The organism is Streptomyces sp. CC224B (assembly GCF_030010595.1).
Classification (GTDB): Bacteria; Actinomycetota; Actinomycetes; order Streptomycetales; family Streptomycetaceae; genus Streptomyces; species Streptomyces longispororuber.
This window is the reverse complement of record NZ_JASCXL010000047.1, coordinates 12737-34300: the sequence shown is the minus strand read 5'-3', so window position 1 is coordinate 34300 and position 21564 is coordinate 12737. Positions and strand designations below refer to the sequence as shown.

The 21564-nt window shown below is 73.6% G+C and carries 21 protein-coding genes; 14 read left to right on the top strand and 7 right to left on the bottom strand.

What is annotated here, in order from left to right; translation table 11 throughout:
• Positions 1-73 precede the first annotated feature (73 nt).
• A complete protein-coding gene (locus QK440_RS19955) occupies positions 74-334 on the top strand; it encodes a hypothetical protein (protein WP_282794506.1) in 261 nt (86 codons plus the stop codon).
• 129 nt (positions 335-463) lie between these two features.
• On the opposite strand, the gene asnB is transcribed toward QK440_RS19955, so the two are convergent.
• Positions 464-2305: an asparagine synthase (glutamine-hydrolyzing) gene (asnB, locus tag QK440_RS19950; protein ID WP_282794546.1), complete on the bottom strand. Its 1842-nt coding sequence runs from the start codon at positions 2303-2305 to the stop codon at positions 464-466.
• A gap of 351 nt (positions 2306-2656) precedes the next feature.
• Complete coding sequence (locus tag QK440_RS19945; RefSeq protein ID WP_282794545.1) at positions 2657-3220, bottom strand: TetR/AcrR family transcriptional regulator; 564 nt, start codon at positions 3218-3220, stop codon at positions 2657-2659.
• 139 nt (positions 3221-3359) lie between these two features.
• Here QK440_RS19945 and QK440_RS19940 point away from each other — a divergent pair, with 139 nt between their 5' ends.
• On the top strand, positions 3360-4280 hold the full coding sequence (locus QK440_RS19940) for a DMT family transporter (RefSeq protein ID WP_282794505.1): 921 nt from the start codon (positions 3360-3362) through the stop codon (positions 4278-4280).
• Here QK440_RS19940 and QK440_RS19935 read toward each other — a convergent pair.
• On the bottom strand, positions 4231-4824 hold the full coding sequence (locus QK440_RS19935) for a TetR family transcriptional regulator (protein WP_282794504.1): 594 nt from the start codon (positions 4822-4824) through the stop codon (positions 4231-4233). The genes QK440_RS19940 and QK440_RS19935 overlap by 50 nt on opposite strands.
• Before the next feature lie 479 nt (positions 4825-5303).
• Between QK440_RS19935 and QK440_RS19930 the strand changes: the two genes are divergently transcribed.
• The 4 genes from QK440_RS19930 to QK440_RS19915 all read left to right on the top strand — a co-directional run bounded on the left by QK440_RS19930 (position 5304) and on the right by QK440_RS19915 (position 9592).
• A complete protein-coding gene (locus QK440_RS19930) occupies positions 5304-6248 on the top strand; it encodes a Gfo/Idh/MocA family oxidoreductase (RefSeq protein WP_282794503.1) in 945 nt (314 codons plus the stop codon).
• A gap of 453 nt (positions 6249-6701) precedes the next feature.
• A complete protein-coding gene (locus QK440_RS19925; protein WP_282794502.1) occupies positions 6702-7523 on the top strand; it encodes a helix-turn-helix domain-containing protein in 822 nt (273 codons plus the stop codon).
• Positions 7524-7711: 188 nt separating this feature from the next.
• Complete coding sequence (locus tag QK440_RS19920) at positions 7712-8752, top strand: PhlD (protein ID WP_282794501.1); 1041 nt, start codon at positions 7712-7714, stop codon at positions 8750-8752.
• Between the two features lie 54 nt (positions 8753-8806).
• On the top strand, positions 8807-9592 hold the full coding sequence (locus tag QK440_RS19915) for a GNAT family N-acetyltransferase (protein ID WP_282794500.1): 786 nt from the start codon (positions 8807-8809) through the stop codon (positions 9590-9592).
• A gap of 33 nt (positions 9593-9625) precedes the next feature.
• Here the strand turns inward: QK440_RS19915 and QK440_RS19910 are convergent, their stop codons facing one another.
• Both QK440_RS19910 and QK440_RS19905 read right to left on the bottom strand, forming a co-directional pair.
• Positions 9626-10747 carry an isoaspartyl peptidase/L-asparaginase gene (locus QK440_RS19910; RefSeq protein ID WP_282794499.1) on the bottom strand — a complete coding sequence of 374 codons (1122 nt, stop codon included), beginning with the start codon at positions 10745-10747 and terminating at the stop codon, positions 9626-9628.
• 113 nt (positions 10748-10860) lie between these two features.
• Positions 10861-12087: an acyl-CoA dehydrogenase family protein gene (locus QK440_RS19905; RefSeq protein WP_282794498.1), complete on the bottom strand. Its 1227-nt coding sequence runs from the start codon at positions 12085-12087 to the stop codon at positions 10861-10863.
• Between the two features lie 173 nt (positions 12088-12260).
• On the opposite strand from QK440_RS19905, the gene QK440_RS19900 reads away from it, so the two are divergent.
• Positions 12261-12902 (top strand): TetR family transcriptional regulator, encoded by a 642-nt coding sequence (locus QK440_RS19900; protein WP_282794497.1) that lies wholly within the window; start codon positions 12261-12263, stop codon positions 12900-12902.
• A 207-nt stretch (positions 12903-13109) separates the two neighbouring features.
• Here the strand turns inward: QK440_RS19900 and def are convergent, their stop codons facing one another.
• On the bottom strand, positions 13110-13646 hold the full coding sequence (def, locus tag QK440_RS19895) for a peptide deformylase (RefSeq protein ID WP_282794496.1): 537 nt from the start codon (positions 13644-13646) through the stop codon (positions 13110-13112).
• Between the two features lie 137 nt (positions 13647-13783).
• Here def and QK440_RS19890 point away from each other — a divergent pair, with 137 nt between their 5' ends.
• The 5 genes from QK440_RS19890 (at position 13784) to QK440_RS19870 (ending at position 18419) form a co-directional block, all read left to right on the top strand.
• Entirely contained in the window at positions 13784-15031 is a 1248-nt protein-coding gene (locus QK440_RS19890) for a MurT ligase domain-containing protein (protein WP_282794495.1), read from the top strand.
• Between the two features lie 44 nt (positions 15032-15075).
• Positions 15076-15804 carry a glutamine amidotransferase gene (locus QK440_RS19885; protein WP_282794494.1) on the top strand — a complete coding sequence of 243 codons (729 nt, stop codon included), beginning with the start codon at positions 15076-15078 and terminating at the stop codon, positions 15802-15804.
• Positions 15805-16025: 221 nt separating this feature from the next.
• Complete coding sequence (locus QK440_RS19880; protein WP_282794493.1) at positions 16026-17051, top strand: 6-phosphofructokinase; 1026 nt, start codon at positions 16026-16028, stop codon at positions 17049-17051.
• Positions 17052-17189: 138 nt separating this feature from the next.
• Positions 17190-18161 carry a cytochrome c oxidase assembly protein gene (locus QK440_RS19875; protein ID WP_282794492.1) on the top strand — a complete coding sequence of 324 codons (972 nt, stop codon included), beginning with the start codon at positions 17190-17192 and terminating at the stop codon, positions 18159-18161.
• 99 nt (positions 18162-18260) lie between these two features.
• Positions 18261-18419: a hypothetical protein gene (locus QK440_RS19870; protein WP_282794491.1), complete on the top strand. Its 159-nt coding sequence runs from the start codon at positions 18261-18263 to the stop codon at positions 18417-18419.
• A gap of 130 nt (positions 18420-18549) precedes the next feature.
• On the opposite strand, the gene QK440_RS19865 is transcribed toward QK440_RS19870, so the two are convergent.
• Positions 18550-19107, bottom strand: a complete 558-nt coding sequence (locus QK440_RS19865; RefSeq protein WP_282794490.1) for an SSI family serine proteinase inhibitor — start codon at positions 19105-19107, stop codon at positions 18550-18552.
• A 409-nt stretch (positions 19108-19516) separates the two neighbouring features.
• On the opposite strand from QK440_RS19865, the gene QK440_RS19860 reads away from it, so the two are divergent.
• A complete protein-coding gene (locus QK440_RS19860; protein ID WP_282794489.1) occupies positions 19517-20260 on the top strand; it encodes a lysophospholipid acyltransferase family protein in 744 nt (247 codons plus the stop codon).
• A gap of 176 nt (positions 20261-20436) precedes the next feature.
• Positions 20437-21480, top strand: coding sequence for an NAD-dependent epimerase/dehydratase family protein (locus QK440_RS19855; protein WP_282794488.1), 1044 nt, complete (start codon positions 20437-20439; stop codon positions 21478-21480).
• Positions 21481-21564: the final 84 nt, after the last annotated feature.

The following is a 21564-nucleotide window of genomic DNA, read 5'->3' as shown; positions in this document are numbered from 1 at the left end:
CCGCGCGCCACCCCTTCGAGGGCAATATGACAACCCTTCCGCGCGGGACCGGGGAGGGCGGCATCATGCGTCCATGGACGGTGCCAAGCCTGTGCAGGTCTTGTTCCCACCCGACGAGTACGACGCCGTACGGCGGCACGCCGATGGACTCGGCCTCACGGTCGCGGAGTTCATACGCCGCGTGGCGGCCGGGCACGTCCGGCGGGGCGCCGAGGCGCGCGGGCCCGGGAGCCTGCGGCGGGGCGCGGCCGTACCGCCGGTGCGGCGCCGCCTTGACGCCTCGTCGACGCCCGCGCTGCAACGGTTCCTGGACACCCTGGCGACCGGGTCCTGACCGAGGTCCCCGGCGACCGGGCCCTGACAGGGCCCCCGGGGGCCCGGGTCCCTGAGGCGGGACGGCGACCCGCGCGGGCGGGCCCGGCGGCGCGAACGCCCGCCGGGCCCGCCCCTCGTCCGGCCGGTGTCAGGCCAGGGCGACCTCGGGCTTGTACAGGTCGAACCAGACGGCCAGGTCGAGCGCCCGCTCCAGGCCGCGCCGCGAGGCCTGCCGGATCTGCGGCGCCTCCCGGTGGGCGAGGCGCCGCAGCGCCTCGCGGTCGACGAGGTCGAAGACCGGGTGGCCGGGCCGCGCCAGCAGGTCCTTGGCGTGCTCCTGGAGCGCGAAGGCGTACTTCGGGTCCTGCGTGGAGGGGTACGGGCTCTTCACGCGGTCGTACACCGACTTCGGCAGCCGGTCCGCGGCGGCCTCCCGCAGCAGCGACTTCTCCCGGCCGTCAAAGGTCTTCAGGGCCCACGGCGCGTTGTAGACGTAGCCGACGAGGCGGTGGTCGCAGAACGGCACCCGCACCTCCAGGCCGACGGCCATGCTCGCGCGGTCCTTGCGGTCGAGCAGCACGCGGACGAACCGGGTCAGGTACAGGTGGCTGATCGTGCGCATGCGGTACTCGAAGTCGCTCTCGCTGTCGAGCCGTTCGACCGCGGCGACGGCGCCCGCGTAGCTGTCGCCGACGTACGCGGGCAGGTCCAGGGTGTCCAGGACGTCGCGGCGCAGCACGCCCGTGTCGTCGCCGAGGGTCTCGGCGTGCCGCACCAGCCAGGGGAAGGTGGTGCCCCGCCGCGCCTCCTCGTCGAAGAACTGGAGGTAGCCGCCGAAGACCTCGTCCGCCGACTCGCCGGACAGGGCGACCGTGGAGTGCTCGCGGATCGCCTGGAAGAGCAGGTACAGCGAGGCGTCCATGTCGCCGAAGCCGACGGGCATGTCGCGGGCGGTGAGCATCTTCGCGCGCACCTCGGGGTCGGCGAGGGCCTGCGCGTCGAGCACGATGTCGCGGTGGTCGGTGCCCGCGAGGCGCGCCACGTCGTGGGCGTACGGGGAGTCCGGCGTGGGCCGCAGCTCGTCGGCGACGAAGTGGTCGCTCTGGCCGGCGAAGTCGACGGAGAAGCTGCGCAGCGTCTCCCCCGCGTCCTTGAGCTGGTGGGCGGCGAGCGCCGACATCACCGAGGAGTCGAGGCCGCCGGAGAGCAGCACGCAGCGCGGCACGTCGGACACGAGCTGGCGGCGCACGATGTCGTCGAGCAGCGAGCGCACGGTGGCCACGGTCTCGTCGCGGCCGTGCGGGTGCGGCCGGGTCTCCAGGCGCCAGTACGTGCGGGTGCGCGTGCCCTCGCGGTCGACGGTGACGACCGTGCCGGGCTCGACCTCGCGCATGCCGTCCCAGACGGCGTGCCCCGGCGTCTTCACGAAGGCGAACACCTCGCGCAGCCCGTCGGCGGTGACGCGGCGCCGGGCCAGCGGGTTCGCGAGGATCGCCTTGGGCTCGGAGCCGAAGAGCACGCCGTCGGAGGTCGGGTGGTAGTAGAAGGGCTTGATGCCCATGCGGTCGCGCACCATGACCAGACGCTGCCTGGGGCCGTCCCACACGGCGAACGCGTACATCCCGTTGAGCCGTTCCGCGACCGCCTCGCCCCACTGAAGGTAGCCGCGCAGGACGACCTCGGTGTCGGAGTCGGTGGTGAACGCGTGCCCGAGCCCGGCGAGTTCGGCACGCAGCTCGGTGAAGTTGTACGTCTCGCCGGAGTAGACCAGGGCGACCGTGCCGCCCGGTGTCGCGGCGGTCATGGGCTGGCGCCCGCCGGGCAGGTCGATGATGGCCAGGCGGCGGTGGCCGAGCGCGGCGGGGCCCTCCGCCCAGACGCCGCGGTCGTCGGGGCCGCGGCAGGCCATGGTCTCCGTCATCGCGTCCAGGACCCGGCCCTCGGTGCGCAGGTCACGGTCGAACGAGACCCAGCCGGTGATGCCGCACATGAGGCTCCCTCCCACAAAGTAATTGTATGTAGCAGCTATATGCCCAGACTCCGCCTCCGCTCCCCTGCGGTCAACGCGTCCGCGCCCCCGCGCACCCGCCCGACCCGTCCGGTTTCGGCCGCGCGCGGGCGAAGGTCAAGAGGTCGCCATGGCCGCGCGCCCGGCCCCGCCCGCGCCCGAGGGGGGCGCGGGGGTGCCCGGAGCGTCGGATTCCGGCCATCCGTAAAGGTTTGCTCAACACATGTGCACACGTTGCTCAACGCGGGTGCGGGCCGCCCTTGCCCAAGGTCCGGCACGGGCAGGACCCCCAGGGCCCGGCACGGGCGGCGCGCCGCGGCGCGGTCGCCGCCGTCAGCCCTCGCTCTCGGCCGCCCGCAGCAGCGCCTCCGCCTCCCGGCGGGCGTGCCCGAGCGCGTCGGGGAAGATCCCCATGCCGTGGGCGACGAGCCCGCCCTCGTGCAGGAGCGTCAGCGTCCTGCCCAGTCCGGGTGCCCGGTGCGGCGCCACCTCGCGGGCCAGGTCGGTGAGGAGCGCGAGCGTCCAGGCCTTCTGCCCGGCGATCACGGCGTAGGCGGGGTGCGCGGGGTCGCCGATCTCCGCGTGGGCGTTGACCATGCCGCAGCCCCGGGACAGGTGCGTCCCGGCCCAGTCGCGCGCGGCGTCGAAGACCGCGAGGACGCGGGAGCGCGGCGTCCGCGCCCGGTCCAGGTACCCGGCGAGGAAGGCGCGCCAGCGCTCGTCCCGGTCGGCCAGGTACTCCACGACGAGCTGCTCCTTGGAGCCGAAGCGGTCGTACAGCGTCTTCTTCGTCACGCCCGCCTCGGCCGCGACCAGGTCCACGCCCACGGCGTTGATCCCGCGCTCGTAGAACAGCCGCCCGGCCGCCTCCAGGACCCGCCGGGCCCCGGGCGTCATGGCGACGCGCCGCGGGCCGTCCGCCCGCTCCTCCTGCCGCTGGTGTTCCGTCACGCCACCCATAGTAGACCGATCTGTATACTCGACGACGGAAGGTAAACCGATCGGTCTACTCGCCGCGACCTCCGGGAGGCGTCCCGTGCACGTCCTGCTCTCCGCCGCGTTCGTCGTGACCTGGAGTTCCGGCTTCATCGGGGCCAAGCTCGGGGCGGGCAGCGCGGACGCCGCGACGGTCCTGATGTGGCGGTTCCTGCCGCCGGCCGCGGTCCTGGTGGCGTGGGCGGCGGCCACGGCGTCCTGGCGGGGACTCACGGCCCGGGCGCTCGGGCGGCAGGTCGTGATCGGCACCCTGTCGCAGAGCGGCTATCTGCTGACCGTGTACTACGCGATCCAGCTCGGCGTCTCCAGCGGTACGACCGCCCTCATCGACGGCACCCAGCCGCTGGTCGCCGGCGCCCTCGCCGGTCCGCTGCTCGGCCAGTACGTCTCCCGGACGCAGTGGCTCGGCCTGGCGCTCGGCCTGACCGGCGTCGTGGTCGTCACGGCGGCGGACGCGGCGGCGGGCACCGACGCGCCCTGGTGGGCGTACGGCGTGCCGTTCCTCGGGATGCTCGCGCTGGTGGCGGCGACGTTCCTGGACCGCCGCGGGTGCCCGGTCACGCCCCGGGTCGCGCTGACCGTGCACTGCGCCACCAGCGCCGTCGTGTTCACGGCCCTGGCGTTCGCGCTCGGCGCGGCGGCGCCGCCCGCCGAGGCGTCGTTCTGGGCGGCGGTGGGCTGGCTCGTCGTCCTGCCGACGTTCGGCGGGTACGGCCTGTACTGGCTCATCCTGCGGCGCGGCGGCGTCACGCGGGTCAACACGCTGATGTTCCTGATGGCGCCGGTGACCACGCTGTGGGGCGCGGCGATGTTCGGGGAGCCGTTCGGTGCGCAGACGGTACTCGGCCTCGCGGCCGGGCTCGCCGCGGTCGTCGTGGTGCACCGGGGCGCCGCGCCCGCCGGCGCCGGGGTCACCCGGGCGTCAGGCAGGCCTGCACGGCGGGCGCGTACCGGTCGGTGATCTCGGCTATCGCCGTGGCCCGCAGGTGGGGGCCGCGCGCGATGCCGTACATCACGCCGAGGCCGAGCAGCATGCCCACGGCCAGCTCGGCGCGCAGCCCCGCGTCCGGTCCCGGGAGGCGCTCGCCGAGCCTGCGGACGACCTGGGTGCGGAAGTTGGCGCGCAGGACGTAGCCGTGCTCGCGGTGCAGCGGCGCGAAGACGATGCGCAGGAGGGGGTCGGCGCCCTGCTCGGCCTGGCTGGTCAGCAGGTGCTGGACCATGTGCCGGCCGAGGTCCTCCAGCGGCGCGTCGAGGACGGCGGCGGCGTCCGCCTCGAAGGACATGATCCGCGCGAACAGCGCGTCCTTGTTGCCGAAGTACTTCAGGACCAGGGGTGCGCTCACCCCGGCGCGCTCGGCCACCGCCTTGAGCGTGATGTCGGCGTGCGCGTGCCGCGCGAGCAGGTGCCGGGCGGCGCGCACGATGGCGGCCTTCGTCGCCTCGGCGTCACGGCGCCCGGTGCCCGTGGCGGGCGCCGTCGGGCGCGGCGTGGAGCTGGTCATGTCGTCACTTTCCGTCGCTGGCGACTCGGTTCGGGCGGCCCGGTCCGAGCGTATGCGGCGGGCGCCGCACGGGCCACGGACAGCGGCACAGGACGCAACGGTCCCTGCGCCCCCACCGCACCGGACGGCGGAGATTCCTGGACATTCGAGACATCGAGCCCGCGTATCGCGCGCACCTTCCGCAGGTCGGAAGTGAATGGGAATTCACCTCGCGCGCCGAATTACCATTCGTAGGCCAAGAGTTGACGGAACGTCGAGAAATCGGCCGGGTTCCGCGCCCCCCGCCGCCGCTTCCTCGGGTGTTCCGCCGATGCCTCCGCGTAAGGTCCGTACCTTTTGGCCGAGAGTCGTCGCCGGAGGGCCGCGGCGAAACCGCGCGGCGCCCCGGCACCCCCGCGAAGATCGTCGCCCGTCCCGGCGCACCGGCCGCCCCGACCCGGCCCGCGAGGCGCCCGGCACCCCTCCGCCATACTGCGGCCATGACCAGATTTCGTGTGGGTTTGATCGGCACGGGACCATGGGCGACCGCGACGCACGCGCCGGCGCTCGCCGCGCACCCGGACGCCGAGCTGTCGGGCGTCTGGGGCCGCCGCCCCGAGGCCGCCGCCACGCTCGCGGCCGCGCACGGCGTCACGGCGTACGAGGACGTGGACGCGCTCTTCGCGGCGAGCGACGCGGTGGCCTTCGCCGTGCCGCCGGACGTCCAGGCGCCGCTCGCGGCCCGGGCCGCGCGGGCGGGCTGCCACCTGCTCCTCGACAAGCCGGTGGCCACGGACGCCGCCGCGGCGCGCTCCCTGGCGGCGGAGGCGGAGGGCGCCGGGGTCGCGTCCGTGGTCTTCTTCACGCTGCGCTTCGCCCCGCCCATGGCGGACTGGCTGGCCGAGCGGGCCGCGGAGGGGCCGTGGTTCACCGGCCGCGCCGACTGGTACGGCTCGTTCTTCGCGGCGGACGGGACCGGCGCCTTCGACTCGCCGTGGCGGGCCAGCAAGGGCGGCCTGTGGGACGTCGGGCCGCACGCGCTGGCCGTGCTCACGGCGGTGCTCGGCGAGATCACGTCGGTGACGGCGGCGCCGGGCCCGGCGGACACGGTCCATCTCGTCCTGCGGCACGCGGGCGGGGCGTCGAGCACGGCCACGCTGACGCTGCGCGCGCCGGAGCGGGCCACGGGCGTGACGCTGGAGTTCCGCGGCGAGCGCGGGACGGTGTCCCCGCAGGCCTTCGGGGAGACAGGATGGGGCGATTCGGGCGACGCGTTTCGGTCAGCGGTGAGCGCGCTCGTCACCGCGGCGCGGGACGGCCGGCCGCACGCGTGCGACGTCCGGTTCGGTGCGCGGGTCACGGAAATCCTGGCCACGGCGGAGGAACAGGTACGCGTGCGCGACGGCGGGGAACAGCGGAACGGGACAACGCCTCAGGCCTCTTGAGCGCATATCAGCCACAAGGACCGCCCGGAACAGCACGGGGCGGCCGGTACCGTGGCCGCTACGTAATGGCGAGTGACGGCACCGGCCGCAGCCAGTGAACCCAGGAACCGAACCGGGCGGTAACTGCCACGCGGGTACACACTGCTCAGTTTCCGACCACACAGATCGGAATACGAACAACCGGTCCCGCGCACCACCCGGCTACGACCCCGTAGGCCTAGGGGGTATCCGACGCCGAGGAATTTCAGCCATTCTCACGCTCCCCGGACAGGATGCCCCTGAGTTGTGCCCGCGAGCCCACCGACGATCAAACCTGCAGGTCGGTGGCCCCGCGTACTCCATGATGCCGCATGAGCTGATCGTTTTCTTCAGGCAATGTTTATGCCCAAAGATGATGCGAATATTTAGACTGCTGACGCTCAACTCGGCGTGTACGAAGAGGGATTACCCACCATGAACAAGACGGCGCTGCGCGCTCTGCTCCGCGAACGACGCGCCCTCATCGCCCCTGAATCGCACGGGTTCGTCCGCTCCACGGGGCAGGGCAGACGCGCCCCGGGGCTCTCCCAGCACCAGGTGGACCAGCTCCTGCACCGCACGCTCGGCACGTACCACCGCCTCGAGTCCGGCAACTACCCCAACCCGCCGGCCGCCCTCCTGCGCGACGTGGCCCGCCTCTTCGGGCTGAACGAGCAGGAATGGGTGTCCTTGTGCCGGTATGCCCTGCTCCAGGACCCGCCCGGGCCGCTGCACCTGTCGTCCGGCAAGGAGGTGCCCGGCGTCTGGCGCGAGGCCGTCAACGGCATCTCGCACATCGCGTACGTCACGGACGCCTCCTGGGACATGCTCGTCTACAACGACGCCTGCGCCGCCGTCTTCCCCGACGGCGAGGTCCCGCCCAACATCATGCGCTGGATGGTCCTCAGCCCGGTGGCCCGCGAGATCCTCCTCGACTGGAGCACGGACTGGGCGCCCATGCTGCTGCCCCAGCTCCGCGGCGCCCTCGCCACCCGGCCGGAGGACGAAACGCTCCAGCAGATCGAGAAGGAGGTCCTCGCCGACCCGCTGGCCGCCCCGCTGTACGGCGCGGACAAGCCCTACCCCCACCCCGACGGCGACGAGCGGCCCCTGCTGCACGCCGAGAAGGGGCCGGGCTGGGTCACCATGTGCGCCGCCCAGCCGCTGACGGCGCCGGGCGCCCGCATGATGATCCTGGTGTTCCACCCCGGACGGGAGCGCGTGCACCCGCGCGCCCCCATGCTCCGCTCCACCTGAGGACGGCCCGCTCCCCGGCCGCCCCCGCTCCACCGTCACCCGCGGCACGGCCGTCGCGGGCTCCTCCGCTTGCTCCCCGCGGCTTCCCCGGCCGAGCCGGAACCGCGAGGACAGGACGCACGTTCGACGTGGTGCAGTACGTTTCCTTATGCCCTCCACATCCGACTGCACCTGGTGGGAGCCCCTCCGTGTCCGCATTTGTCCTCAGACCCCGGACTGTCGTCGGTGATCACAAGATCACCACCGCAGAGATCACCGACGACATACGTCGCCACCACGCCGGTCACCCCCGGCTGGGCGCGTTCCTGCGTGTCATCGGCAACTGCGGCGTCCGGACCCGCTACTTCACCCGCCCCCTCGACTCCCCCACCGTCTCCGGCTCGGCCGACGTGCACGACCGGGCGACCGCGGCGTTCGCGGACGCCCTCGTCATGGCCGAGCGCGCCGCCACGGCCGCCCTCGCGTCGGCGGGTCTGACCGCGGGCGACATCGACGCCGTCGTGACCACCCACACCACCGGCTGGTCGGTCCCCAACCTCGACATCCACCTGATGGGACGCCTGGGGCTGCGCCCCACCGTGCGCCGCGTCGCGCTGACCACGCTGGCCTGCCCCGGCGGCACGCAGTCCCTGATCAGGGCGGCGGACCTGGTCGCCGCGCGGCCCGGCAGCAAGGTCCTGGTGGTGGCCGCGGAGGTCATCTCCTCCGTCTACCACCACAGCGACACCGGCATCGAGGCCATGATCTACAAGGCCCTGTTCGGGGACTCGGCGGGCGCCACCGTCGTCTCGGACGAGCCGCTGGGCCCGGGCCTGGCCATCGAGGACACGTACGAGTACGTCCTGCCGGACAGCATGGACCGCCAGCGCGGCCGGATCACGGCCGACGGGTTCCACTTCGACTCCACGCGCAAGTCGCTCACCGCCGCGGACGACGTGCTCCCGCAGCTCCTGGAGTGGGTCGGCCCCGACGCGGCCGAGTTCGCGGTCATCCACCCGGGCAGCAAACGCATCATCGCCGACACCGCGGCGGCCCTCGGCCTCGGCGCGGAGGACGCCCGGCACTCCACCGACACGCTCGCCCAGGAGGGCAACCTCGGCGGGGTGAGCATCCTGCGCGTCCTGGAGCGGACCCACTCGACACCGCCCGCCGCCGGCGCCCGCGGCTACACCGTCGCGTTCGGCCCGGGCTTCACCACCGCCGCGCTCCGCTGCCGCTGGCACGCCTGAGCCGCGCCCCGGAATTCGGTTGCCCGGGCCGCCGCCCCCTGCTGGAGTGACCGGATGGATCACGTAGCGACGCTGCAGGCGTACGACGAGCAGGTACGGCGGAACCTGGACCCCGACGGGCCCGGCGTCCGCGTCGAGGTGGTGGACGGCGTCGTCCGGCGCGTGGGCGGCTCCGCCCACGACTGGAACGCCGTGCTGTGGTCGGATCTCGACGCGGCCACCGCCGACGCGGCCGTCGCCGAGCAGGTGCGCTTCTTCACGTCGCTCGGGCGGGAGTTCGAGTGGAAGCTGTACTCCCACGACCGCCCGGCCGACCTGTCCGAGCGGCTCCTCGCGGCCGGGTTCACGCCCGAGCCCCCCGAGACCGTGATGGTCGCGGAGGTCGACGCGCTGCCGCTCGACGCCGCCCCGCCGGAGGGCATCGAGCTGGTGCCGGTGACGGACGCGGCCGGGGTGCGGCTGATGGTCGCCGCCCACGACAGGGCCTTCGGCACGGACGGCTCGGCCCTCGGCCGGCAGGTGCTCGACCAGCTCACCACCGCGCCGGACACGGTCGCGGTGGTGGTCGCCCTGGCCGGCGACGAGCCGGTCAGCTCGGCGCGGATCGAGTTCCGGCCGGGCACGGACTTCGCGGGCCTGTGGGGCGGCGGCACGGTCGCCCGGTGGCGCGGGCGCGGCGTCTACCGCTCCCTGGTCGCCCACCGCGCCCGCCTCGCCGCCGCCCGCGGCGTGCGTCTGCTCCAGGTCGACGCCTCCGACCAGAGCCGCCCGATCCTGCGCCGCCTCGGCTTCGCGGAGCTGGCCACGACCACGCCGTACGTGTACCGGCCCGGCGCGTAGGCCGGGGCCCGGGCGCGGTCGCCGCGCCGGTGGCTAGCTGTTGGCCGGCGACTCGTCCGGGAAGATCTTCGTGACGACCTTGCCGCTCCGGGTCAGATAGCCGTGCAGCATGCCCGGGCTGCTGTGCGGCGCGTCGAAGACGCCGTCGGGCGTGAGGGCGATCACCCCGCCGTCCCCGCCGAGGGCCGGCAGCCGCTTGACGATCACCTCGTACGCGGCCTTCGCCACGCCCGCGCCCTTGAACTCCATCAGGCGCGCGATCGTGGAGGTGGCCGCGCCCCGGATGAAGACCTCCCCGGCGCCGGTGGCGCTCGCCGCGACCGAGCCGTTGTCCGCGTACGTCCCCGCGCCGACGAGCGGCGAGTCGCCGACCCGGCCCGGGAGCTTGTTGGTCAGGCCGCCGGTCGAGGTCGCCGCCGCCAGGTCGCGCCGCTCGTCGACGGCGACCGCGCCGACCGTGCCCTTGGACTGGGCGTCGGCGAGGGCGGCGGGGGACGCGGCGGCCTTCTTGTCGCCCTTCGCGGCCTTCTTGGCGGCCATCAGGGCGTCCCAGCGGGCCTGCGTCCAGTAGTAGTCCTGGGTGACGGTCCGCAGGCCGTGCCGGGCGCCGAAGTCGTCGGCCCCCTCGCCCGCGAGCAGCACGTGCGGGGACTTGTCCATGACGGCCCGGGCGCCCTGGACCGGGTTGCGCAGGCTCTTCACGCCCGCGACGGCCCCGGCCCGCAGGTCCGAGCCGCGCATGATCGACGCGTCCAGCTCGTGGCCCGCGTCGGCGGTGAACACGGCGCCCTTGCCCGCGTTGAACAGCGGGTTGTCCTCCAACTTCATGACCGCCCGCTGGACGGCGTCCACGCTGGAGCCGCCCTTGTCGAGCACCTTCTGCCCGGCTCCGAGGGCCTCGGCGAGGCCGTCCCGGTACGCCTTCTCGCGCTCGGGGGTCGTCTTGTCCCGGTCGAGCGCGGTCCCGGCGCCGCCGTGCACGGCGAGCACCACGTCGCGGGCGTCGGGCTGCGCCTTGCCCGCGGGCCGGGCGGCGGCAGCGGTGCGGTGGTCCGGCGCGCTCGCCCCGCCCCCGGGCAGGGCGAGCGCGGTGGCGGTGACCGCGGCGGTGGCGGCGACAGCGAGAATCAGCCAGGTCAAGGGACGTACGCGCATGGGCACTCCTTGGCAGGACGGCGACGGGGCCACCGTACGGGCATGCACATGACGCCAACCAGAGGGCGTGCGGCGGCGGGGGCCGCCGACCCCGCCGCCCCACGCCACACGGCTCAGCGGATCGGCAGCCCCGACAGCGTGCGCGCGATCACCAGGCGCTGGATCTCGCTCGTGCCCTCGAAGATGGTGTAGATGGCGGCGTCGCGGTGCATGCGCTCCACCGGGTACTCGCGCGTGTAGCCGTTGCCGCCGAGGATCTGTATCGCCTGGGCGGTGACCTTCTTGGCGGTCTCACTGGCGAACAGCTTGGACATGGAGCCCTCGGCGTTCTCGAACTTCCTGCCCGTGACCGCCATCCAGGAGGCCCGCCACACCAGCAGCCGCGCCGCGTCGATCTGGGTGCGCATGTCCGCGAGCTGGAACGCCACGCCCTGGTTGTCGATGATCGGGCGGCCGAACTGCTCGCGCGTCCTGGCGTACTCCAGCGCCTCCTCGTACGCCGCGCGGGCCGTGCCCACCGCCATCGCGCCGACGGCCGGGCGGGAGGCCTCGAAGGTCGCCATGGCCGCGTTCTTCACGCGCTCGCCGCCCTGCGCGGCCCGCTCCCGCGCGCGGGCGAGCCGCTCGTCCAGCTTCTCCTTGCCGCCGAGCAGGCAGGAGCCGGGGACGCGCACGTCCTCAAGGACGACCTCGGCGGTGTGCGAGGCGCGGATGCCGTGCTTCTTGAACTTCTGGCCCTGGGACAGGCCCGGGGTGCCCGGCGGCACGATGAAGGAGGCGTGGCCCTTGGAGCCGAGTCCGGGGTCGACGACGGCCACGACGACGTGGACGCCCGCGATGCCGCCGTTGGTCGCCCAGGTCTTGGTGCCGTTGAGGACCCACTCGTCCTTCGCCTCGTCGTACACGGCGCGGGTGCGCATGGAGGCGACGTCGGAGCCCGCGTCCGGCTCGGAGGAGCAGAAGGCGGCGACCTTCACGTCGTTCACGTCGCCGTACATCTGCGGTATCCAGGTGCCGATCTGCTCCTCGGTGCCGTTGGCGAGGACGCCCACGGCGGCGAGGCCGGTGCCGACGATGGACAGGGCGATGCCGGCGTCACCCCAGAACAGCTCCTCCATGGCCATGGGGATGCCGAGCCCGGTGGGGTCGAAGTACTGCTGGGCGTAGAAGTCGAGGGAGTAGATCCCGACCTTGGCGGCCTCCTGGATGACCGGCCAGGGCGTCTCCTCGCGCTCGTCCCACTCGGCGGCCGCGGGACGGATCACGTCGGCGGCGAACCCGTGGAGCCAGTCCCGGACCTCCTTCTGTTCGTCGTTGAGCTCCATGGTGAACTCGGCCATGATCCCTCCAGGCTGCGGACCCGCGGTGCGTTACTTTCGGTAACGGGAGTGTGTTACCGGCCGGTAGCGTGTGTCAACTCCCGGCAGCGCGTTCGATCCGGCCGCTGCGCGGGCACTCGCGGGTGTTACGTTGCGCGTTGCGTCAGGAATCGCACGGGCGGAGAGAACACCTCATGGAGATCACGCAGCGGACCGATCAGCAGCGGTCCGCCGAGCAACGACGGCACGAACTCCTTGAGGCGGCCGACCGCGTCGTCCTCCGTGACGGGCCCGGGGCCTCGATGAACGCCATCGCGGCCGAGGCGGGCATCACCAAGCCGATCCTGTACCGGCACTTCGGCGACAAGGGCGGGCTGTACGCGGCCCTCGCCAAGCGGCACACGGACGCGCTGCTCGCCTCGCTGCGCGCGGCCCTGGACGCCCCCGCCGAGCGCAGGGAGCGCGTGGAGTCCACCCTCGACACCTACCTCGCGGCCATCGAGGCCCGGCCGCAGGTCTACCGCTTCCTCATGCATCCGTCCGAAGCGGCCTCCTCGGGCGAGGGCTTCGACGTGGGCCTGCACTCCGTCCCCCTGCTGCGGCGCATGGGCGAGGAGCTGGCCGAGGTCATCGAGGAGCGGGTCGACCTCGGACCGGAGAGCGCCGAACTGGCCCGCGTCTGGGGCCACGGCATCGTCGGCATGATGCACGCGGCGGGCGACTGGTGGCTCGGCGAACGCCCCTGCTCCCGCGCCCAGTTGGTCCGCAGCCTGGCAGACCTCCTCTGGGGCCGCCTGGCAGCAGCAGGCAACCGCGCGGGCGGCCCGGGCTTCTGAGCGGGCGGCCCGGGCTTCTGAGCGGCCGGGGGGAATCAGCCCGTCCGGCGCCGGAGGACAAGAGACCGCGAGCACCGACTTTCCAGCCCGTCCGGCGTTTGAGGACGAGGCGCGAAGCGCCAAAAGAGGGGGGAAAGGGGCGCAGCCCCATCTGCAGCCCCCACGGCGCCGAGCCAAAAAGGGGGGGCCACCGGGGCGAAGCCCCGGTCAGCTCCAGGGGGCCCGCGCCACCTGGCGCAGGAGGCGCCGCCGCCGCCACCCGGCGACACGGTCCACGTACACCCCACCGGCAAGGTGATCACACTCGTGCTGAAGGCACCGAGCGAAGAACCCCGTGCCATGCACCCGCACGGCCTCCCCGGTCACCGTCACCCCCTCGACCACCGCGTGGTCGAACCGCGGCGTCGCCGCCTCAAGGCCCGGCAGCGACAGACAGCCCTCGGGCCCGCGCACGGTCACGCCGTCCAGCTCCACCACCCGCGGGTTCACCACGTGCCCGAGGTGCCGCGTGTCCTCGTCGTCCGGGCAGTCGTACACGAACACCCGCAGGCCCACGCCGACCTGGTTGGCGGCGAGCCCGACGCCCCGGGCGGCGTACATCGTGGCGAACATGTCCTCGACGAGGGCGGCGAGTTCGGGCCCGAAGTCCGTCACCTCCGCGCAGGGGGTCTGCAGCACGGGGTCGCCGAGCAGGGTGAGGGGTCGTACGCGCCCTGAGGCGCCCGGGATCGTGCCGTGTCGCATGGCGGCCAGGGTACGGTCCCGGGGAGGGCCGCGGTTCCAGGTGGTGGTGCGATTCGGGCTTGTCAGTCGATCTCGATAGGCTGGGCCGACACGATGCCGGGCAGGCGCGGCGCCGTACGCAAGGAGGACCCAGAACGATGGCAGGACACCCTGGCAGCTCAGAGTCGCTGTCGGCGCGGGCCAAGCTGGCCGTGACGGCGGGCAAGGCGGCCGCGGCGGTGTCGCGCGCGGCCGGCCGCGGCAGCGGTTCGGTGATCGGCGGCAAGGTCGCGCTCAGACTCGACCCGGAGCTCCTCGGCCGGCTCGCGGGCCACCTGGACGTGGTCCTGGTCTCGGCCACGAACGGCAAGACGACCACCACGCGTCTGATCGCCGAGGCCCTGCGCGCCAGCGGCCCCGTCGTGTCGAACGCGCTCGGCGCGAACATGCCCGCGGGCATCACCTCCGCGCTCGCGGGCGGCTCGGACGCCAAGTTCGGCGTGATCGAGGTCGACGAGAAGTACCTAGCGGGCGTCGCCCGCGACGTCGACCCGAAGGCGATCGCCCTGCTCAACCTCTCGCGCGACCAGCTCGACCGCGCCGCCGAGACCCGCATGCTCGCCGAGAAGTGGCGCGAGGGCCTCGCGGGCAGCAAGGCCGTCATCATCGCCAACGCCGACGACCCGCTCGTGGTCTGGGCGGCCTCCTCCTCGCCGAACGTGGTGTGGGTGGCCGCGGGCCAGGCCTGGAAGGACGACGCCTGGTCGTGCCCCGCCTGCGGCGGTGTCATGCAGCGCCCCGGCGACGACTGGTACTGCGGCGAGTGCGGCTTCCGCCGCCCGACGCCGAGCTGGGCCCTCTCCGGCGACCACGTCCTCGACCCGCACGGCTCGGCCTGGCCCATCCACCTCCAGCTCCCCGGCCGGGCGAACAAGGCCAACGCCACCTCGTCGGCCGCCGTCGCCGCCGTCTTCGGCGTGCCCCCGCAGGTCGCCCTGGAGCGGATGTACCAGGTCCAGGCGGTCGCCGGCCGTTACGACGTCGTCCAGTTCCAGGGCCGCGACCTGCGGCTGCTGCTCGCCAAGAACCCGGCGGGCTGGCTCGAAACGTTTTCGCTGATCGACCCGCCCCCCACGCCGGTGATCCTCTCGGTGAACGCCCGCGGCGCCGACGGCACCGACACCTCCTGGCTGTGGGACGTCGACTACACCCGCCTGGCCGGTCACCCGATCTTCGTGCTCGGCGACCGCAAGCTGGACCTCGCCGTCCGCCTGGAGGTCGCGAACCTGGACTTCCGCGTCTGCGAGACCCTCGACGAGGCGGTGCAGATGGCCCCGCCGGGCCGCATCGAGACCATCGCGAACTACACCGCCTTCCAGGACCTGCGCCGCCGCGTCGGCAACTGACCGCGCCCCGACCGCCACTGAGGGACCAGAGGGACCAATTGAGCATGAGCGACAACAGCCTGCGTCTGGTGTGGGTCTACCCGGACCTGCTGTCCACGTACGGTGACCAGGGCAACGCCCTCGTCGTGGAGCGCCGCGCCCGCCAGCGCGGCCTCCAGGTCGAGCGCTACGACGTCCGCAGCGACCAGCCGGTGCCCACCTCCGGCGACATCTACCTGATCGGCGGCGGCGAGGACCGGCCGCAGCGGCTCGCGGCCGAGCGCCTGCGCCGCGACGGCGGCCTCCAGCGCGCCGTCGGCAACGGCGCGATCGTCTTCTCGGTCTGCGCCGGGTACCAGATCCTCGGCAACGAGTTCATCAACGACCTCGGTCAGCGCGAGCCCGGCCTCGGCCTGCTCGACGTGGTCTCCACCCGGGGCGAGGGCGCCCGCTGCGTGGGTGACGTCCTCGCGGACATCGACCCGCAGCTCGGCCTGCCCGAGCTCACCGGCTTCGAGAACCACCAGGGCGTCACGCACATCGGCCCCGCCGCCCGCCCCTTCGCCCGGGTCCGCCTCGGCAACGGCAACGGCACCGGGGACGGCACCGAGGGCGCCTACAACGGCACGGTCTTCGGCACGTACATGCACGGCCCGGTCCTCGCCCGCAACCCCCTCATCGCCGACCTGCTGCTCAAGCTGGCCCTCGACGTGAACGCGCTGCCGCCCACCGACGACCGGTGGTACGACGCGCTGCGCGCGGAGCGGGTCGCCGCCGCGCAGCAGCCGGCGTAGCCTCCGGCGGGGCGCCCTCCCGGCGGGGGGCGCTTTCCCCGCGCTGCGCGCTCGTCCTCCGACGCCGGACGGGCCGGAATACTCCGGCCCGTCCGGCGTTCGGCTGTCCAGTACGTGGTCCGCTCCAGCGGCGTCAAAGGTCTCGCCGGTAGGGTTGCGGGTGTTTTCCAGCCGGACGACGTGGTCCGGTCACCCGCCCACGTTGCAAAGGTTTCCGCAGCATGCGTATCGGTGTCCTGACCTCCGGCGGCGACTGCCCCGGCCTCAACGCCGTCATCCGCTCCGTCGTGCACCGGGCCGTCGTCGACCACGGCGACGAGGTCATCGGCTTCCACGACGGCTGGAAGGGCCTGCTCGAGTGCGACTACCGCAAGCTCGACCTGGACGCGGTCGGCGGCATCCTCGCACGCGGCGGCACCATCCTCGGCTCCTCGCGGGTGCGCCCCGAGCACCTGCGGGACGGCGTCGAGCGCGCCAAGGGGCACGTCGCCGAGCTGGGTCTCGACGCCGTCGTCCCGATCGGCGGCGAGGGCACGCTGAAGGCGGCGCGGCTGCTCTCGGACGCGGGCCTGCCGATCGTCGGCGTCCCCAAGACCATCGACAACGACATCGCGGTCACGGACGTCACCTTCGGCTTCGACACCGCCGTCGGCGTCGCCACCGAGGCGCTCGACCGGCTCAAGACCACCGCCGAGTCCCACCAGCGCGTCCTGATCGTCGAGGTCATGGGCCGGCACACCGGCTGGATCGCGCTGCACTCGGGCATGGCGGCGGGCGCGCACGCCGTGGTCGTACCGGAGCGCCCCTTCGACATCGAGGAGCTGGCGCGCAAGGTCGGCGAGCGGTTCGAGGCGGGCAAGAAGTTCGCCATCGTCGTCGCCGCCGAGGGCGCCAAGCCGCGCCCGGGCACGATGGACTTCGACGAGGGCGGCAAGGACGTCTACGGCCACGAGCGGTTCGCCGGCATCGCCCGCCAGCTCTCCCTCGAACTGGAGCGCCGCCTCGGCAAGGAGGCGCGCCCCGTGATCCTCGGCCACGTGCAGCGCGGCGGCACCCCCACCGCGTACGACCGGGTGCTCGCCACCCGCTTCGGCTGGCACGCCGTGGAGGCGGTGCACCGGGGCGAGTTCGGCCGGATGACGGCGCTGCGCGGCACGGACATCGTGATGGTGTCCCTGGCCGAGGCCGTCGAGACCCTCAAGACCGTGCCGAACGAGCGGTACGAGGAAGCGGAGTGCGTGCTGTAGCCACCCGCCCCAGCCTGGGCCGCCCCTCGCCGGGCCGCCCCGGCCCCGAACCCGCCCCCGGTCGCGAGCGCGCCCGGGGGCGGTTCTACTCTGGTGCCGACACACACCGCACAATCTGTACGAACCAGGAGCCAGCGGATGGATCACGGCGGGCACGGCATGCAGGGCATGGACCATGGCATGAACATGGATCTGCCGCCGTTCACGCTGGCGCGAGGACTCGAACTCTCGGCCGACCCCTTCTTCCTCATCAGCTGCCTGGTGGCGCTCGGCCTGTACGGCTGGGGCGTGGTCCGCCTCGTGCGGCGCGGCGACAAGTGGCCCGTCGGCCGCACCGTGGCGTTCGTCGTGGGCGTCCTCACGATCCTCCTGGTGATGTGCACCAAGCTGAACGACTACGGCATGGTCCTGTTCAGCGTGCACATGGTGCAGCACATGGTCATCAGCATGCTGTCGCCGATCCTGCTCCTCCTCGGCGCCCCGATCACGCTCGCGCTGCGGGCGCTGCCGGTCGCGGCCCGGGGCCGCAAGGGGCCGCGCGAGCTGCTCCTGATGCTGCTGCACAGCCGGTACATGCGGATCATCACGCACCCGGCGTTCACGATCCCGATGTTCATCGCGAGCCTGTACGCCCTGTACTTCACGCCGCTGTTCGACACGCTCATGGGCTCCAAGGCCGGGCACGTCGGGATGATGGTGCACTTCCTCGCCGTCGGCCTGGTCTTCTTCTGGCCGATCATGGGCGTCGACCCGGGCCCGCACCGGCCCGGCCACCTCATGCGGATGCTGGAGCTGTTCGCGGGCATGCCGTTCCACGCCTTCTTCGGCATCGCGCTGATGATGGCGTCCGAGCCGATGGTGGAGACGTACAAGAACCCTCCGGCCTCGCTCGGCGTCGAAGCGCTCGCCGACCAGAACGCGGCGGGCGGCATCGCCTGGGCGTTCAGCGAGATCCCCTCGGTGCTCGTCCTGCTCGCGCTGTTGTTCCAGTGGTACCGCTCCGAGCAGCGCGAGGGGCGGCGCAAGGACCGCGCCGCCGCGCGCGACGGGGACAAGGAGCTGGAGGCGTACAACGCCTACCTGGCCTCACTGGCCGCGCGCGGGCGCTAGCGGCCGGGGCTCCTCCCGGGTGAGGATGGCACCGAGGCCACGGTCTCGGTGCTCCGTCCTCCCGGACGCCCGAGCCGTCCGTCGTGAGGAGGCAGGGCGATGCCGGGTTCGACGAAGACGATGGGCGCGTTCACGGTCGGCGGTCTGGTCATGGTGACCGCCTACACGGTGGCGCTCGGCAGCAACGGCTGGCTGTGGTTCGGCTGGGTCGTGCTCGGGCTGATCACGCTGGCGATGCTCTTCTCCCGGCCGACGTGACGGGCCCGCGTGACCCGCGCACCCGACCGGCGCACGCGCCGGCCCGGGTGGACGACCGTCGCCGCGCGATGTGCCCGCCGCCCGAGGGCGGCGGGCTTCGCCGCGTCAGGAGCGGCGGGGGCCTCCCGCGTCAGAAGCGGAACACGTGCCCCGTGGACGCCGCCATCTCGCACGCGTTGCCGTACGTCCGGTGCCAGGTGACCGGCCGGCCCCGGTGCGTGCCGGTCGCGCTCACGGTGACCGGGTCGAACCGTTTGGTGCAGGCGCGGTTCTCCTTCGGCAGCGCGTCGAGGTCGCCGCGCGCCTGGTCCAGCTCCGCGCACGCCCGCCCCGCGAACGGGTGCGGGCCTGACGGCTCGGGCACGCAGCTCAGCCGCACCCCGCGGATCCAGGTGTTCTCCGACCCCGACACGGTGAGCAGGACGCCGCGCTCGTGAGTCGACGGCGCGTGGGTCGACGGCGCGTGGGCGGGCTTCGGCTTCCCGGCGGGCGTCGGCTCACCGGCGGTGGACGGCTCCCAGGCGGTGGACGGCTCGTCGGCGGGCGCCGACCGGTCGGCGAGGGCCGTGAGCGCGGGGCGGGCCGGTACGGGTGGGGCCGGGGCCGCGGTCGCCGGCGGGGTGAGCGCGGGCAGCGCGGTGGCGGCGAGCGCGAGGAGCGCGGCCGGGGCGGCGGTGCGGGGACGCATGGAACCTCCAGGGGGCTGACGGACGGACGCCGTCGCGGTACGGGCGCCGCACGACGTCGCGCGCGGGCGGTGACGGACAGTGGCGCAACGGCCCTCGACTGGTCACGCCGCGCAACGACGTACGGACAATGCCGGACGGCGACGGGCGGCCCGCGGGGCGGACGTCGTGGCCCCGCGTCGGTCGGCGCGCGTCGGTCCGCGCCCCGGACCGACGACGCACCGGCCCAGAGCACCCGCAGGGCAGGGCCTCCGTCCAGCGGGCACGCCGTCCGCTCGCCCGCCGACCGGGCACCACGACCCGAACGGAGCACCGCGCCCACGATCGAAACGACCCGTTCGGGCTCTCGCCCAGGCGCCGCGGATTGACTACTGTGCGTCGGCACCACCCCTGGGGGAAGGCGGCGCCCGCATGTTCTACCTCGTGCTCAAGTACGTGGTGCTCGGTCCTCTGCTCCGGCTGCTGTTCCGGCCCAGGATCGAGGGCCTGGAGCACGTCCCGGAGTCCGGCGCGGCGATCGTCGCCGGGAACCACCTGTCGTTCTCCGACCACTTCCTGATGCCCGCGATCCTCAAGCGGCGCATCACGTTCCTGGCGAAGGCCGAGTACTTCACCGGCCCGGGCGTCAAGGGACGGCTCACCGCCGCGTTCTTCCGCAGCGCCGGGCAGATCCCCGTGGACCGCTCCGGCAAGGAGGCGGGGCAGGCCGCCATCCGCGAGGGGCTCGGCGTGCTGCGCAAGGGCGAGCTGCTCGGCATCTACCCCGAGGGCACCCGCTCCCACGACGGACGCCTCTACAAGGGCAAGGTCGGGGTGGCCGCCATGGCCCTCAAGGCGCAGGTGCCGGTGGTCCCGTGCGCGATGATCGGCACCTTCGAGGCGCAGCCGCCCGGAAAGGCCGTCCCCCGCTTCCGACGCGTGACGATCCGCTTCGGCGCACCCCTGGAGTTCTCCCGGTACGCGGGCATGGACGGCGAGAAGGCGGTCCTGCGCGCGGTCACCGACGAGATCATGTACGCGATCCTCGGCCTGTCCGGCCAGGAGTACGTCGACAGGTACGCGGCCGTGGTCAAGGCCGAGGAGGAGGCGGAGCGGGCGGGGCGGGGCGGCCGGCCGGCGACGGAGCGGCGGTTTCCGCGGATGCCGCTGGGCTAGAGCCTGCGGCAGCGGCAGCGGTGCCGACGGCGGTATCGGTACTGGTACTGGAACTGGTACTTGGTCCAGGTACTGGCACTGGTACGGGTAACGGGTACTGGTATTGGTACTGGTACCGCGTCTGCTGATCGCGTAAAGGTCTGGGGCGGTGTCCGCGGCCGCCGTACGGTCCGGTCATGGGACACGCGGTGGTGGTAGGGGCGACGGGACAGATCGGACGCGCGGCGGTGCGGGCGCTCGCCGAGGACGGCTGGACGGTGACGGCGGCCTCGCGGGCGGGCGGGCGCGACGGCACCTGGCCGGGCGAGGTGCGCGCGGTGCGCCTGGACCGCGCCGACGACGGGGCCCTGGCCGCCCTGGTGGGCGACGGCTGCGACGTCCTGGTCGACGTGGTGGCGTACGGCGCGGAGCACGCGCGGCAGCTCGCCGGTCTCCGGGACCGGGTCGGCTCGGCCGTGGTGGTCTCCAGTGGCGCGGTGTACGTGGACAACCGGGGCCGCGGCTTCGACACGCAGGGCGAGCCGGACGGTTTCCCGCGCTACCCGGTGCCGATCCCGGAGACCTGGCGGACGGTCGAGCCGGGCGAGGCGACGTACGGCACCCGCAAGATCCGGCTCGAACGCGATCTGCTGGCCCTCGGCGACGCCCTGCCGACCACGCTGCTGCGCGCGGGCGCGGTGCACGGCCCGCACTGCCGGGCGCCGCGCGAGCTGTACTTCGTCAAGCGGGTCCTCGACGGGCGGCGCGTGCGCGTCCTCAGCCACGGCGGCGGGAGCCGGTTCCACCCGGTGAGCGTACTCAACCTGGCGGAGCTGATCCGGCTCGCGGCGGCGAGGCCAGGGTCCCGCGTGCTCAACGCGGGCGACCCGGACGTGCCCACGGTCGCGGAGATCAGCGCCGCCGTGGACGCCGTGACGGGCTTCGAGAGCGAGACGGTCCTCGTCGAGGGCGAGGCGCCCGGCAAGGGCGTGGGCCTCACCCCGTGGTCCACGGCGCACCCGGTGGTGTACGACATGGCGGCCGCGGGGCGGGAGCTGGGCTACACGGCGGTGACGACCTACCGGGACGCGCTGCCGGCCACGGTCGCCTGGCTGACGGACCGGCTCGCCGGGAGGGACTGGCGCGTGGCCTTCCCCGGACTCGCCCGCGCGTACGCCCCGCTGATCGACCTCTTCGACTACGCGGCGGAGGACGCCTGGCTCGCGGACCGGGGGCGGTGAGGCGGACGGCCGGGCACCCAAGGGGATCGCCCCCGGGCGGGGCCCGGGGGCGATCTCTCTTCTCACACGAGGCCACTCAGGTGA

Bases quoted from the DNA above. Each gene is read 5' to 3' on its own strand.
- QK440_RS19910 (WP_282794499.1), bottom strand. From the start codon at position 10,747: ATGCGCGTACGTCCCTTGACCTGGCTGATTCTCGCTGTCGCCGCCACC.
- QK440_RS19875 (WP_282794492.1), top strand. From the start codon at position 17,190: ATGGATCACGGCGGGCACGGCATGCAGGGCATGGACCATGGCATGAAC.
- QK440_RS19885 (WP_282794494.1), top strand. From the start codon at position 15,076: ATGAGCGACAACAGCCTGCGTCTGGTGTGGGTCTACCCGGACCTGCTG.
- QK440_RS19880 (WP_282794493.1), top strand. From the start codon at position 16,026: ATGCGTATCGGTGTCCTGACCTCCGGCGGCGACTGCCCCGGCCTCAAC.
- QK440_RS19890 (WP_282794495.1), top strand. From the start codon at position 13,784: ATGGCAGGACACCCTGGCAGCTCAGAGTCGCTGTCGGCGCGGGCCAAG.
- QK440_RS19900 (WP_282794497.1), top strand. From the start codon at position 12,261: ATGGAGATCACGCAGCGGACCGATCAGCAGCGGTCCGCCGAGCAACGA.
- QK440_RS19945 (WP_282794545.1), bottom strand. From the start codon at position 3,220: ATGACGCCCGGGGCCCGGCGGGTCCTGGAGGCGGCCGGGCGGCTGTTC.
- QK440_RS19865 (WP_282794490.1), bottom strand. From the start codon at position 19,107: ATGCGTCCCCGCACCGCCGCCCCGGCCGCGCTCCTCGCGCTCGCCGCC.
- QK440_RS19915 (WP_282794500.1), top strand. From the start codon at position 8,807: ATGGATCACGTAGCGACGCTGCAGGCGTACGACGAGCAGGTACGGCGG.
- QK440_RS19860 (WP_282794489.1), top strand. From the start codon at position 19,517: ATGTTCTACCTCGTGCTCAAGTACGTGGTGCTCGGTCCTCTGCTCCGG.
- QK440_RS19925 (WP_282794502.1), top strand. From the start codon at position 6,702: ATGAACAAGACGGCGCTGCGCGCTCTGCTCCGCGAACGACGCGCCCTC.
- QK440_RS19955 (WP_282794506.1), top strand. From the start codon at position 74: ATGGACGGTGCCAAGCCTGTGCAGGTCTTGTTCCCACCCGACGAGTAC.
- QK440_RS19855 (WP_282794488.1), top strand. From the start codon at position 20,437: ATGGGACACGCGGTGGTGGTAGGGGCGACGGGACAGATCGGACGCGCG.
- def (WP_282794496.1), bottom strand. From the start codon at position 13,646: ATGCGACACGGCACGATCCCGGGCGCCTCAGGGCGCGTACGACCCCTC.
- QK440_RS19935 (WP_282794504.1), bottom strand. From the start codon at position 4,824: ATGACCAGCTCCACGCCGCGCCCGACGGCGCCCGCCACGGGCACCGGG.
- QK440_RS19930 (WP_282794503.1), top strand. From the start codon at position 5,304: ATGACCAGATTTCGTGTGGGTTTGATCGGCACGGGACCATGGGCGACC.
- asnB (WP_282794546.1), bottom strand. From the start codon at position 2,305: ATGTGCGGCATCACCGGCTGGGTCTCGTTCGACCGTGACCTGCGCACC.
- QK440_RS19870 (WP_282794491.1), top strand. From the start codon at position 18,261: ATGCCGGGTTCGACGAAGACGATGGGCGCGTTCACGGTCGGCGGTCTG.
- QK440_RS19905 (WP_282794498.1), bottom strand. From the start codon at position 12,087: ATGGCCGAGTTCACCATGGAGCTCAACGACGAACAGAAGGAGGTCCGG.